Genomic DNA, 13,731 nt, shown 5'->3' on the forward strand with positions numbered 1-13,731 from the left:
TTTATATTTATGCGCGAAAATAATGCGTGTATTTTTTTGTATATTATTGATAGTGAGTTTGTTTTTTTATTAAAAAGAGCTGATCCGTTTATTTTTAACTATACTTGTATATGAAGAAAGTTAATAGTATTGTTATTTTTTGTGCTTCCAGTTTAGGGAATTCGGCCGTGTATGAAGAGCAAGCCTCCTATGTGGGAAAGGTTTTGGCTGAATACGGTATTCGTTTGGTTTATGGTGGTGGAAGGGTTGGCCTAATGGGAGCTGTTGCGAATGGAGCTCTTGCACAGGGAGGTGAGGTAATAGGTGTCATTCCTGATTTTTTAAATTCGAAAGAAAGAGAGCATAGGGGGGTAACAAAACTGATTACTGTAGATACCATGCACGATCGTAAACGGATTATGAGTGATTATGCCGAAGGAGTTATTGCGCTGCCGGGTGGTTTTGGTACCTTGGAAGAACTTTTTGAAATGATTACATGGGCTCAATTGGGTTTACATAAAAAGCCAGTTGGTTTGTTAAACATCAATGGATTTTACAATCATCTCATTCAATTTATTGATCACATGGTCGAAGAGGGCCTTCTTAAGCAGGAAAATCGAGCGATGTTATTGGTGGCTGATACGATTGAGGAGCTGATCGAGAAGATGCAACAGTATGAAGCGCCACTGGTTCCCAAATGGATTGAGAAGGATGAGATTTAGCGATATAATAAAATCGTTCAGAATTGACTAAGTCGAAATTAGTTCGAAGGATTATACCTCATATAATCCGAAACAGCTGTCGGAAGCATTCCGACTAGAAGCTTCATTGTTAAATATACCACATCGTATTCAAGTGGTGAACAGTAAGAATTTTAGTGATCAAGTGGTACTCAACCTCACCGAAAGTGCTATCTCTGCGGATAGCTATTTCGGTGGCGGCTATATCATCGCGTAGTGTTCTCTCATTTTTTTTTATTATTTAAGAAATGAACAACATTTTTAAAGAAATGAACAACAATGAATTGAACTAGAGGCGATACCTTTGTTATGGCTAGATGTTAGAGTCGGTTGATCAGCATAAAAACAGCGCTGATCTTCGATTCGGGGGAATCCCTTATATTTTAACCGGCTTTGGGATTCCCCTAATTTATGCGTGGACAGGAGATATTCTTCTCCCTACACAAAAGGCCCGATCGTATGATCGGGCCTCTTTTATTTCGTGATTAATATAATTTACAATTGATTTGCTCGGGCAGTGATTTCGGCAATATCCAGCACTTCTATCTCTGATTCTTTTTCTTTTATCTTTACGCCATCTTTTAGCATGGTCATACAGAAAGGACATGCTGCTGCTACAACTTGAGGCTGTGCATCGATGACTTCTTCGATACGTTCGATGTTAATGTCTTTTACTCCAGGCTCTGGTTCTTTGAACATTTGTCCGCCCCCTGCACCGCAGCAAAGTCCATTGCTCTTACAACGTTTCAGTTCGATCAACTGGGCATCCAAGCTTTCCAATACTTTTCTCGGCGCCTCATACACCTCATTGGCACGACCAAGATAACAGGGATCATGATAGGTTATCTTCTTTTCTTTAAATACGTTGCTGAAATTGGTCGCCTTAAGGAGAATGCTACAGCTGTTAAGGAAAAGCGCCGGGTCTATTTTACTTGGGCCTATGGTCGTATTTTTTCAACAACAGGAACCCATAGCATGATGCATACATGTTTGGAAATGGCGGGTGTACAGAATGTTTGTCCATTTGAACTGGATCAACCCAATATTAATGCCGAAACTTTGATTGGATGGAATCCCGATATGATTGTGATGTGGAATGATAGCACTGATCTGTTCTATCAGCGCAATGAATTTAAAAACGATCCGTGCCGTGAAGGAAAAGCAGATTTTTAATCTTCTGCCTATGTTTATCTATAATCCACATACGTTGAAGGCTTTGTGTACTGCAACAGCAATTCATCATTGGGCATATTCAAGTACTGCGTTTAATCATAAACAACGTGTTATAGAAGTGATTTCTCGACTTTATGGCAAGGAAAAAGCTGATAAAATTATAACGCTATTGTAGTGATCGATCGAATTACTTCTATTGGGATAAAGAAAGTATGGTCTATCATTTTTTTTATTATTTAAGAAATGAACAACATTTTTAAAGAAATGAACAACAATGAATTGAACTAGAGGCGATACCTTTGTTATGGCTAGATGTTAGAGTCGGTTGATCAGCATAAAAACAGCGCTGATCTTCGATTCGGGGGAATCCCTTATATTTTAACCGGCTTTGGGATTCCCCTAATTTAAGCGTGGACAGGAGATATTCTTCTCCCTACACAAAAGGCCCGATCGTATGATCGGGCCTCTTTTATTTCGTAATTAATGTAATTTACAATTGATTTGCTCGGGCAGTTATTTCCGCAATGTCCAACACCTCAATCTCTGATTCTTTTTCTTTTATTTTTACGCCATCTTTTAACATCGTCATACAGAAAGGACATGCTGCAGCGACAACTTGAGGCTGTGCATCGATGACTTCTTCGATACGTTCGATGTTAATGTCTTTTGCTCCGGGCTCTGGTTCTTTAAACATTTGTCCGCCCCCAGCACCGCAGCAAAGTCCATTGCTCTTACAACGTTTCAGTTCGATCAACTGGGCATCCAAGCTTTCCAATACTTTTCTCGGTGCCTCATAGACCTCATTCGCACGACCAAGATAACAGGGATCATGATAGGTTATCTTCTTTCCTTTGAATACGTTGTTATCTGCTGGTTTTAATTTTCCTTCATTGATCAGGTTTTGGATCAATTGTGTATGATGAATGACCTCATAGTTACCACCTAGGGATGGATACTCATTTTTCAAGGTATTGAAACAGTGTGGGCAAGCCGTTACTATTTTTTTGATTTCATAGCCATTGAGTACTTCGATGTTCATCATGGCCTGCATTTGAAATAGAAATTCGTTTCCACTTCTTTTGGCAGGATCGCCCGTACAACTTTCTTCTGTACCTAAGATGGCATATTTTAAACCGACATGTTGTAATATTCTGCAGATATCGCGCGTAATTTTCTGTGCACGTTCGTCAAAACTCCCTGCACAACCTACCCAAAATAGTATATCAGGAGTTTCTCCTTTGGCCAACAGTTCTGCAACTGTGGGAACTTTTAATTCATTTTCCATCATAAAACTATTGTTGTTGAGTCCAATTGGCGCGGTCCAATTGCGCATATTTCCAAGGGGCACCATTATTCTCAATATTTCCAAACATATTGTTAATACTCGCAGGAGCTTGTGATTCTTCCATAACAGCAAAGCGGCGTAGCTCAATAATAATATCCAAAGGATTAATATTGACCGGGCATTGTTCTACACATGCATTACAGCTTGTACAGGCCCATAACTCTTCTCGACTGATGTAAGTGTCAATGAGAGATTTTCCGTCATCCTGAAAGCTTCCATTTGTTTTGATATTCGTACCGACTTCAGTGAGTCGATCCCTTGTATCCATCATGATTTTTCGTGGGGACAGCAGCTTTCCCGTTATATTTGCGGGGCAGGAAGATGTACAACGTCCACATTCAGTACAGGTATATGCATCCAATAAGCTCTTCCAGGTTAAATCCTGGACATCTTTGGCTCCAAAGCGTGCATTTGCATCTGCTGGAGGCGGGGTGAAACTCGGATCAAGCATTGCCTTAACCTCATTGGTCACAGCTGGCATATTGGATAGTTTGCCTTTTGCGTTCAGATTAGAAAAATAGGTGTTCGGAAAAGCCAAAATAATATGAAGGTGCTTGGAATAGGGGAGGTAGTTTAAGAAGGCAAGTACACCTAGGATATGAAACCACCAACAAGACCGCTCTATTAAAAATAAGGCCTCCGTCGAAGTAGGAAGGTATGGAAGAAGATAATGGCTTACTGGAAAGGAACCTGCCGATTTAAAATGTGCAAAGCCATAGAGTTGCAATTTAAGATCAGAAGCGTTCATCAGTAGGAAAGCCGACATTAAAAGAATCTCTGTGATTAAAATAATATTTGCATCCGTCTTGGGCCAATGTTTCAATTCCGCGCTATTTAAGCGAGCTACTTTAGCAATATTTCTCCGAAATAAAAAGATGAGACAGGATACCAGTACACCCAGCGCGAGCCATTCAAATGCCCCAATCAGGAAATTATAAAGACCCCCTAGAAATGAAAAGATACGATGTGTACCAAAAAGCCCGTCTATGACAATCTCCAACATCTCAATATTGATGATGACAAATCCAAGGTATACAAATAAATGTAGGACTGCGGGGAAAATACGCTTAAACATTTTCTTTTGACCAAAGGCGACGAGGAACATCATTTTCCAACGCTCCGCGGATCTGTCCGAACGATCTGCCGGTCTGCCTAGCTTGATATTACGATAAATCTGTTGTGCATTTTTGCTAAAAAGAAACAATGCTACAGCGAAACAAACCGCAAATATTAGTTGACCTATCATATGCTTGTATCTTGGTTATAAACAAATATACTATATTATTTTGTTATGCTAACATAGTAAAAATAAATCAAAAATGAGGACCTAACACGATAAATTATTGGAATTTTTTAATGGTGAATTTAGGCTGTAATGAAAAACGTCCAGAAGGAATTATTTCTTCTTGGACGTTTTCTCTAGTTGTATCTGAGTAGACTACAGCTCAACATCAGAAAATGTCTGTTCTAATATTTTACGCATCGTTTTCTGAATTCGTTCTTTTCCTGCTTCGGTATTTACATCAATACCGCAAAATGTACTACCTGTAGATTTTGCCTGAAGGCTCAAATAATAAATTGAACTGACTAAAATCGCTAATGTCGCTCTAAGGTCGTTTTCGGAGTTTTCGAATTTTGAATCGACATGTTTAAATAGTTCTTCGCCGAGCAATTCTCTTCTGTCGGCTATATTTTTAAGGGCTTTTGTTTTTTCGCCCAGTCCCCAATGAATAACTTTTTGCTTCGTCTTATCCTTCAAAAAGGTGTTAAATTGAGATTTAAGCAATTCTTCTATCAAGGAGATACTGATGGAGCCCGGGTTTGTGATCATTTGTTCCAATACGCCCTTGTCTCCGATTTGCCAAAAATCTTTTTGTGTTAGGTAAGCTTCCACCAGTTGATCGAGACCGCCAAAATAATTCCATATTAATGCTTTGTTCAGTCCACATTCCAAAGCAATATTAGGCCCATTCAATGCATGGTATCCTTTTTTCTGAATTACCTTTCCGACAGCAGCGATCATTCGCGCCTTGGTGCGTTCTTTGTCGCGAATAGGACCGGAAGTTACCTTTCTTTCTTTTTTAGGATTATCCTCAATTACTTTCTTTTTCATGCGAATAAAATCATTTTAACGACGAAGCTTTCCTGGGTACCTCATATTCGTCAGTTAATGAACAAATTTGGGACCATGAAGTTTTCATTAGGGTAGATATGTTTGTTTTCCGAACCAATATCTACAATTTAGCTGGTAAATGCAAGAAAATCAAGCAGCAGATTTTTATTTACACTATAATTTGACTGATTCGATAAGCTTTTGAGTTTACCTTATTCTTTTCGCTGTAGAACTGGAGCGTATTTGGTGCTGTCGGCGTTTTACGCTGATTGAAATTCACTTGCCATTGGGAAAATAGATAGGCAATAAAAAAGGGATTATCGATATCGATAATCCCTTTTTTATTGCCTTGTATACTAGCTTATTTTCTTGCTGGAGCAGCAGTAGGAGCAGCTGTAGCTGAAATACCTAATTTTGTTTTTACAGCAGCAGTTAAATCCTCTCCGCCTTGGAAATAAGGAATATTTGTGCTTGAAATATCAAATACATAAGCCATACCTTTTTCTTTAGAAACAGCATTTACAGCTTCACCAACTTTTCTGTGTATAGGTGCAATTAATTCTTCTTCTTTTTTGTTCAAGTCTTCTTGAGCAGCTTGTTGTGCTGTTTGAATACGCGCTTGGATATCTTGTAATTCTTGACCTATTTTGTTGATTTCTGGATCAACCGTATCTTTATTTGCTTCACTTCTGTTACGCAATTTATCGTTTGCATCTTTTTGTTTTGTTTGATAGATGGTAACCATATCTTGAATTTCTTTGGTTTTACCATCACTCAATGTCTTCAACTGCCCTTCAGCTGTTTTAAATTCAGATGTTGACTGAATAATTTCAGCAAAATTGATATGACCAATCTTTTGTTGCGCATTTGCGAATTGAGTTGAGAAAAATACTGCCACTAAAGCAACCGCACCCTTTAATAAATTTTTCATGCTTTTCATTTTAATCTAATGAGCCATCTTTATGGCAATCTTTTAGTTTTCTAATTAATTACTACTATTATTATTTGTGTTCACAATGATAATAAACTCCCGCTTAGTTTGCAAGACTCGGATTGGGTTTATATCCTAATTTTGTAATGACATCATTACTTTTATTCAATTTTGGATTGGCATAGAGAAAAGTAGACTCATTGCCCTTGTCGATAATAAAATCAATTCCCTGGGCCGAAGCAACATCTTGGATAGCTTTTGCTACACGGTCTTGAATAGGCTTCATCAATTGAGTACGTCTTTTAAAGAGGTCGCCTTCAAATCCAAACTTTTGTTTTTGATAGTCTTTTACTTCTTTTTCTCTTGTCACGATTTCATCCTCTCGGCGGCGACGCATATCTTCATTTAATAAAACCTGGTCCTTTTGATAAGCCTGATATAGTTTTTCAATCTCAGCATATTTCTGATCCACTTCTTCCTGCCATTGCTTAGATAGGTCATCTAACTGTTTCTGTGCAGTCGTATATTCAGGAATATGTTTTAGGATATATTCTGAATCAGCATATGCAAGTTGTTGGGCAAATGTCGCTGTAGCACTCACGACTACAAAAGCTATAACTAACAATATTTTTTTCATATTTCCTGTAAGTTTTTATAGACTATACTTTTTATTATTTAACACTAATTTACCTTATGACTTCGGATAATCCCAAAAGTTTAATTCGAGAAAACCGCTCTACGTAAATTTACGGCTCAAAAATAAGAAAAAAGAAGCAATCTAACAGATATTTCTCGGGTTTAACACTATTTAACTTGTTGAAGAATGCTCCAATGCTAGTTGCCTGAGTGCTGTTTATAGCTTCTTTTTTCGGTGATCATAACCGCACTCAATATAAGAAAATTTATAAGATATATAGGGTGATTTCGCATTTAATCCGATCGGGTGGAAATGAAAGAAAAATGCATGATTTATTGGAAAATAATCTTAAAACAAAAAAGCTATCTACAATTTCTTGCGATAGCTTTTTATTTTATTTCGACAGGATTGGATCAACAAAGATTAGAATCCACCCATATTTTGCATGATACTAAATGTAAAGTTTTGTTTCCATGTACTGCTTGGTAAACCCGGGATAGGGTCGAATGCATGGCCGTAATCTATTCCTAGCATACCGAAGATAGGTAAGAAGATACGGGCACCAACACCTGCAGAACGACGTACTTTAAATGGGTTGTATTCGGTGAACTTGTTCCAGGTATTTGCCGCTTCAGCGAAAGCCAATACGTAAACTGTTGCCTGATCATTTAACATCACCGGGTGACGTAATTCCATTTGATATTTCGTATAGATTGGACTACCTGAATTTCGTGCCACATTCACATTTTGTGTTCCTTCAGGAATGATTACACCATTTGCATAACCACGTAACGCAACAATTTCAGATCCTTGTAGGTAATCAAACCCTTGCATACCATCCCCACCGACTTTGAAACGCTCGAAAGTTGATATCTCAGTTTTGCTGGAGTATTTACCCAAGAAACCAAATTGAGCTTGTGCTTTGAAAACAAGTTTTCCCGCAATTTTTGCATACCATTGCGAGTCAAATTTCCATTTGTGGTACTCTGTCCAACGGTAGCGTTCCTGAGCCGAACCATTTTTATAATCAATGTTGTTGAACAATGAATATGGAGGCGTCAATTGCACCGAGAATTTGATGTTTGAACCCGAAGTAGGATAGATAGGAGCATCGATCGAATTACGGCTAAACTCTTGCGTCAAGTTGATGTTATAGGCTGTACCATTATCAAATAGGAAGTAATTTCCATAATTCTGAAGCTTATAACGTTGGAATGACAAGGAAGTATTTGCCTGGAACCAGTTGTCTGGCCATTGCAAGCGTTTACCTAATGTTGCGGTAATACCAGTCATCCAAATACGATTCAACTCGGAATCCTTAACAATTTGCTCGCCAGTATAGTAGTTAAACCCACCATATGATGAACTCGAAGTATAGGCGCTCAAACCAAAATAAATTGGTTTTTTACCACCCAACCAAGGCTCGGAGAAAGAGAAACTATACGATTGATAACGTTTACCCGAAGTTTGACCACGGACACTCAACTTCTGTCCATCTCCACGTGGTAGCGGTTTCCAGGAACTTTTATCAAAGAAATTACTGGTAGAGAAGTTGTTAAATGTTAAACCTAACGTACCGATGATCTGACCGGCACCATAACCACCCGAAAGCTCGACCTGATCCGAAGGTTTTTCAGTCACATTGTAAACAATGTCCACTGTACCATCCGCATAATTTAGATTTGTCGGTACTGGGTTTGTCTTTTGCTCATCAAAATTTCCCAACTGCGCAATCTCACGCACACTGCGCATAATTTGTTCTTTTGAGAATTTTTGACCAGGTTTTGTATAAATAGAACGTAATACAACACGGTCGTTGGTTACATCATTACCTTTAACAATAACGTTATTGATGGTATATTGAGCACCTTCATAAACACGTAAATTTAAATCGATGGTATCGTTATAAATACGCGTTTGTTCGGGGTCTACTGAGAACGTAAGATAACCATCGTTCATATAGATTGAAGAGATGTCATCACTATTTTTTGTAGGACCCATCAATTTTGCTGTTAATTTTTCTTCCGAAAAAACATCACCACGTTTGACACCTAAAATTTTATTAAGCAAAGTGTCAGAATACTTAGCATTACCTGTCCAAACAATATTACCTACATAATATTTAGGACCTTCATAGATGTCAAAGTTAACCAACACATTTTTTTCACCATCGCGAATAACCGTATCTTTCAAGATTGTCGCATCACGATAGCCTTTGGCTGCCATTTTCTTGATTAGGTTTTCTTTACCTTCTTTGTATTTTTCTTCCTTGAATTTTCCAGGACCGAAAATACGGTACCACATTTTTTGCTTAATTGGCTTGGCCATTTTTCTCAACTCTTGCTGAGAAAAATGTTCATTCCCTGTAAAAGTCATTTTTTTGACTCTTACCTTATGTTTTTTATCCACATCGGCAATAAGTATTTCATTATTAGCCTGTGCCGAGTCTTTCACTGTTTTTAGGGTGATCTCCGGATATAAAAAAGCTTTTTCTTTTAAGAACCGTTGGATCGTACCACGTGTGGTGTTCATCAAGTTTTCGTTGACAATCTTACCAGTGTTACTATTTAAACGTTTGCGAACTTCTTCGGTCTGGCTTTTACTTAGACCGTTGATATCAATACGCGTTAAACGAGGACGTTCTACTACACGGATGGTCAAAAATATATTTTCACCTTCAATTTTATCTGCCCATAATTCGACATCATCAAAGAGGCCTTGAGCCATCATATCCTTCACTACTTTTGCAGTCGCCTCACTTGGAACTTCCAAATATTGACCTACTGACAATTTAGAGATCGTAATTAATACATTTTTATCTAAAAATTGTGTTCCAGTTATATCAATAGCACTAATTACATAGTTTTTAGGATTGAGATAGCTGATTTTTTCTGGGTCATTTAAATTGAACGCACCTTTGTCTTGTCCGTAGACAAGCTGCATTGATGAGAGACCAAAAAATAGTATTACGGGTAGTATACGCTTCATTTATCTATAATTATTGGCGCTAAAGTACACCAATCGTTTGTTAATTTTTGTTAATTAAGAAAATTTAACCAGCTTGCTTTTTTTCAAATCAGTGGTCAAATTTAATAAAATCTTTATAACTGTTCACTTGTTTTTCCAAACCTTCTTTCGCGTTGCTGATAATCGACGATGGATTTAAATAAATCTTCTTTCGTAAACTCGGGCCACATCTTATCTAGGAAGCATAATTCTGAATAGGCAATTTGCCAAAGTAGGAAATTGCTTATTCTCAATTCTCCGCTGGTACGTATCAGAAGGTCAGGATCGGGTAGGTTTTGTGTATAGAGGTTTGCAGCGAATAATTCATCGTTAATTTCGTCTGCATTGAGTTTTCCGTCTTTTACTTTTTGGGCTAGATTTCGAGCGGCGTCCACAATTTCTTGTCGAGAACTGTAGCTCAAAGCTAATGTCAATGTACAGTGTGTATTTTCTTTCGTTGCTTCAATGGTCTCCTGCAGCTTTCTTTGTGCATTTGAGGGTAATTTGGTGATATCACCAATAACATTCAAACGGACGCCATTCTCCTGAAAAGTTTTGATTTCTTTTTTAAGGGAAGTAACCAATAGCTCCATGAGTGCCATTACCTCGAGCTTAGGCCTATTCCAGTTTTCTGCAGAAAATGCATAAAGTGTCAGAAATTTAATATTTGCTTTTACACATCCTTCTAATGCTTCTCGTACTGCTTTTACACCATTTTGATGCCCAAATACGCGAAGTTTCCCTTTCTGTTTTGCCCAACGGCCGTTGCCATCCATGATGATGGCTATATGCTGTGGCAATTTAATACTATCTATCTGATCTAAAAAACTCATTTTTGCTGTTTTCAATAAAATGAACACCTTAGGCATCAATGCTATTTTGGCGTTTTAAAACCTACTTTTGGTTTCCTGTATTGCTACCAATGATTATTGTTTGTTTAACGTACTTTTCATTGATTAATTATCGCACTTGGATTTCTATTCCGGATGTTCTTATTCCGTCTTTCTTTATTTCTTCCAAATATCGATTTTTAATTGGAAATTTAGAAGGACAATATGTAGAAAGATTGTTTTGTGTGTTTCTCTTCATACAAAGCGAGCTTGTGCGAAGTGAATTGATAGCCTAATAATTTCTGACATCGATGCCCCAAAGTAATTTTTCCCGCAGCGTACTGAAAAAGCTTTCATGGGGGAGTCTAATCAGATTAATAGTAAATGGAGCCTGTTTAATGGTTAATTTTACAGATGTATCAATAGACTCGTTTTTGGAATCACAGCTTAAGATGTATTGATTGCTTCGACTCTCTATTTCCAATTCAAGGGTAAACTGATTCGAGATGACAATGGGTCTCACATTGAGGTTGTGCGGAGAGATGGGGGTAATGACAAAATTGCCACTTTCCGGCATAATAATAGGTCCGCCGCAACTCAATGAATAGGCTGTGGATCCGGTAGGTGTAGCGATAATTAGTCCATCTGCCCAGTATGAATTCAGTAGTTCGCCATTGATGCGTGCATTGACCGTAATCATGGCCGAGCTGTCGTAACGAAATACGGTAATGTCATTGAGCGCATAATGATTGCCTTCAAACAAGTTAAGCTGTTCAGATTCTACAGAGAGCAGCACGCGCTTCTGTATGGTAAAACGCTGGTTCAGTATATCCTCGATGGCATCCTCAAAATCATTTTTATTGATGGACGCTAAAAAGCCGAGGCGTCCAAAGTTTATTCCTGCAATTGGAATTCCGGAATCTTTAATCAGGGAAACAGCAGATAACATGGTTCCATCTCCGCCTAGACTCAACATGATGTCAATATGATCTTTTATTTCTTGATAGGTATTGTATGTTGAGAAGTTAAAGGCGCATTCAAATTGTGATTGCAGAAATTCATGAAATGGATTATATACCCAGATCTCAATATTTTTATCGACAAGATATTCAAATAAGTGTTTCACATGTGGTATAACAGAGGGTTGAAACTCTCTTCCATATATTGCGATTCTCATATTGTTTTCAATTTATGGGGCAAAGATGAGAAAAAACTAATCTTAATCAAATGTTAATATAATTCATAAGCTGCTGATAACGGTCGGCAGTGTCGTCAAATGCAGCTATGGTATTATGGGTTTCAAGAATTAAATAGTTGTGTCTTAGGAATGAATTCAGTAAGGCATTGATGTTTGACTTGTCGACTTTAAGGGTAACTTCAATGTTGTCACTTTCCAAATTTATTTTAGTTGCGCAATTGAGGATTCTGCAATTGTCACTTTCAACAAGGTGCGCAATCTGTGAAAGTGAAAAATCGTGTAGGCCAGTCGCCAACACAATAATAGCACCAGATTCATTTTGTGATTGAATTGAACTTATTGCCTTTAATATATCCAATTGTGTTGACACACCAATATATTTGTTGTCTTGATCTAAAATAGGAATGATTGTGCTATTATATACGGTTATCATCACCAGGGCATCATAGGGGTGTTGATTGAACTTCAGCTGTATGGGGGCCGTATTTATTTTTATGGAAGAAAGGGGAGCTTCTTCATCTTCCGCATCCAATAAGATGGTTTCATTAACCAGGCCAATATAGTCGTCACCATTTAAAACGACTAATTCTTTACAAAGCATATCTTGCAGCTTCTCTAGCGCTTGTTGTATTGAATCAGCATTTTGAATACTGAAATCAGCATTTGAAAGAAATTGACTTATTAGCATACTCAAACTTAATAAAAAAACTAGGTGAAAAGAAATTTTACAGGATCAGATTTATACTTAATTCGTTGATTGCTTGTAATACCTAAAACAGGAAGCACAGAGAACGAATACATTATTGCAAATAAGTACAATTTTAAAGTTTAAAATTGTACTTTTATTACCATTCTGTTATTATTTTTGTCAACGAATTGGGATACGCCTAAAAACTGGGCTTAAATGGAGGTGAAGTATTTTTAATTGGAACAGTAAGATTGATGATCACAAGCGAGAGTAAAAAGTTTATTGATATACGTGAAGTTATTCACAAAAAAAATGCGGGCCTTGCTAAATGGATTCCGTCTTTTTTACTTAATTATTTAAAAAGGACAATTCATGAAGACGAGATAAATGATATTATGACGCGCTTTGCGGATCTTCAGGGCCTGGACTTTGTTGATGCATTGATCAACGATCTGGATGTCAAGGTCAATTTGTATGGGGCAGAAAATATTCCAGTATCGGATCCGGTTATTTTTGCGTCCAATCACCCTTTGGGCGGATTGGATGGAATTGCATTTATGCACGCTATAGGTAAATATAGACGCGATGTGAAATTTTTGGTTAATGATATTCTTTTAAATATAGGTAATTTGAGGCCTTTGTTTGTCGGTGTCAATAAGTTGGGGGGGCAGGGGAAACAGGCTATTTCTGCGATCGAGGAGGCTTACGGAGCGGATGATGCGCTATTGGTATTCCCTGCTGGTTTGGTTTCCAGAAAACAAAACGATGGCCGTATAGAAGACCTAGAATGGAAGAAAAGTTTTATTAGCAAAGCAAAAAAATATAAAAAAGATATCATTCCGGTCCTGATTGACGGTAAAAACTCTAAGTTTTTTTATAATTTTGCAAGGCTTAGACAGAAATTGGGTCTCAAGGTAAACATTGAAATGTTATATTTACCTGATGAAATGTTTGCTCAACGCGGACATACCGTCAATATTATAGTAGGAGAAAGAATCCCTTATACAGCGTTTGATCAATCAAAAAACGAAAAAACTTGGGCTGAGGAAGTGAAAAGAAGGGTTTATGGATTGGCTCAAGAAAAATAGAAT

The 13,731-nt window shown here is 37.6% G+C and carries 13 protein-coding genes and 1 pseudogene; 4 read left to right on the forward strand and 10 right to left on the reverse strand.

What is annotated here, in order from left to right; genetic code table 11:
* Positions 1-110: 110 nt before the first annotated feature.
* Complete coding sequence (locus tag B4Z90_RS04255) at positions 111-701, forward strand: TIGR00730 family Rossman fold protein (RefSeq protein ID WP_070570493.1); 591 nt, start codon at positions 111-113, stop codon at positions 699-701.
* A 106-nt stretch (positions 702-807) separates the two neighbouring features.
* A complete protein-coding gene (locus tag B4Z90_RS04260) occupies positions 808-936 on the forward strand; it encodes a hypothetical protein (RefSeq protein WP_286727312.1) in 129 nt (42 codons plus the stop codon).
* Between the two features lie 278 nt (positions 937-1,214).
* On the opposite strand, the pseudogene B4Z90_RS04265 reads toward B4Z90_RS04260, so the two are convergent.
* Positions 1,215-1,580: pseudogene (locus B4Z90_RS04265) on the reverse strand ((Fe-S)-binding protein); the annotation flags it as partial.
* Here B4Z90_RS04265 and B4Z90_RS04270 point away from each other — a divergent pair.
* The gene (locus tag B4Z90_RS04270; protein WP_115047833.1) at positions 1,554-1,892 is read left to right on the forward strand and encodes an ABC transporter substrate-binding protein; all 339 of its coding nucleotides are present in this window, start codon (positions 1,554-1,556) and stop codon (positions 1,890-1,892) included. The pseudogene B4Z90_RS04265 and the gene B4Z90_RS04270 sit on opposite strands and share 27 nt — an antisense overlap.
* A gap of 490 nt (positions 1,893-2,382) precedes the next feature.
* On the opposite strand, the gene B4Z90_RS04275 is transcribed toward B4Z90_RS04270, so the two are convergent.
* The 9 genes from B4Z90_RS04275 to B4Z90_RS04315 all read right to left on the reverse strand — a co-directional run bounded on the left by B4Z90_RS04275 (position 2,383) and on the right by B4Z90_RS04315 (position 12,640).
* A complete protein-coding gene (locus B4Z90_RS04275; protein WP_115049484.1) occupies positions 2,383-3,177 on the reverse strand; it encodes a (Fe-S)-binding protein in 795 nt (264 codons plus the stop codon).
* A gap of 7 nt (positions 3,178-3,184) precedes the next feature.
* Entirely contained in the window at positions 3,185-4,483 is a 1,299-nt protein-coding gene (locus B4Z90_RS04280) for a 4Fe-4S dicluster domain-containing protein (protein ID WP_070569191.1), read from the reverse strand.
* A 192-nt stretch (positions 4,484-4,675) separates the two neighbouring features.
* Positions 4,676-5,350, reverse strand: a complete 675-nt coding sequence (locus tag B4Z90_RS04285; protein WP_070569195.1) for a TetR/AcrR family transcriptional regulator — start codon at positions 5,348-5,350, stop codon at positions 4,676-4,678.
* Between the two features lie 361 nt (positions 5,351-5,711).
* Complete coding sequence (locus tag B4Z90_RS04290; protein WP_070569926.1) at positions 5,712-6,281, reverse strand: OmpH family outer membrane protein; 570 nt, start codon at positions 6,279-6,281, stop codon at positions 5,712-5,714.
* 103 nt (positions 6,282-6,384) lie between these two features.
* Complete coding sequence (locus B4Z90_RS04295) at positions 6,385-6,918, reverse strand: OmpH family outer membrane protein (protein ID WP_286710300.1); 534 nt, start codon at positions 6,916-6,918, stop codon at positions 6,385-6,387.
* Between the two features lie 423 nt (positions 6,919-7,341).
* Positions 7,342-9,906, reverse strand: a complete 2,565-nt coding sequence (bamA, locus tag B4Z90_RS04300) for an outer membrane protein assembly factor BamA (protein WP_115047835.1) — start codon at positions 9,904-9,906, stop codon at positions 7,342-7,344.
* Positions 9,907-10,019: 113 nt separating this feature from the next.
* Complete coding sequence (locus tag B4Z90_RS04305; RefSeq protein WP_201639469.1) at positions 10,020-10,757, reverse strand: isoprenyl transferase; 738 nt, start codon at positions 10,755-10,757, stop codon at positions 10,020-10,022.
* Positions 10,758-11,046: 289 nt separating this feature from the next.
* On the reverse strand, positions 11,047-11,931 hold the full coding sequence (locus B4Z90_RS04310) for an NAD kinase (protein ID WP_112374400.1): 885 nt from the start codon (positions 11,929-11,931) through the stop codon (positions 11,047-11,049).
* Positions 11,932-11,977: 46 nt separating this feature from the next.
* Positions 11,978-12,640 (reverse strand): CBS domain-containing protein, encoded by a 663-nt coding sequence (locus B4Z90_RS04315; RefSeq protein WP_115047839.1) that lies wholly within the window; start codon positions 12,638-12,640, stop codon positions 11,978-11,980.
* Positions 12,641-12,894: 254 nt separating this feature from the next.
* On the opposite strand from B4Z90_RS04315, the gene B4Z90_RS04320 reads away from it, so the two are divergent.
* Positions 12,895-13,728: a 1-acyl-sn-glycerol-3-phosphate acyltransferase gene (locus B4Z90_RS04320; protein WP_112374399.1), complete on the forward strand. Its 834-nt coding sequence runs from the start codon at positions 12,895-12,897 to the stop codon at positions 13,726-13,728.
* Positions 13,729-13,731 lie beyond the last annotated feature (3 nt).

It is taken from the genome of Sphingobacterium sp. UBA5639, assembly GCF_002421245.1.
Classification (GTDB): Bacteria; Bacteroidota; Bacteroidia; order Sphingobacteriales; family Sphingobacteriaceae; genus Sphingobacterium; species Sphingobacterium multivorum.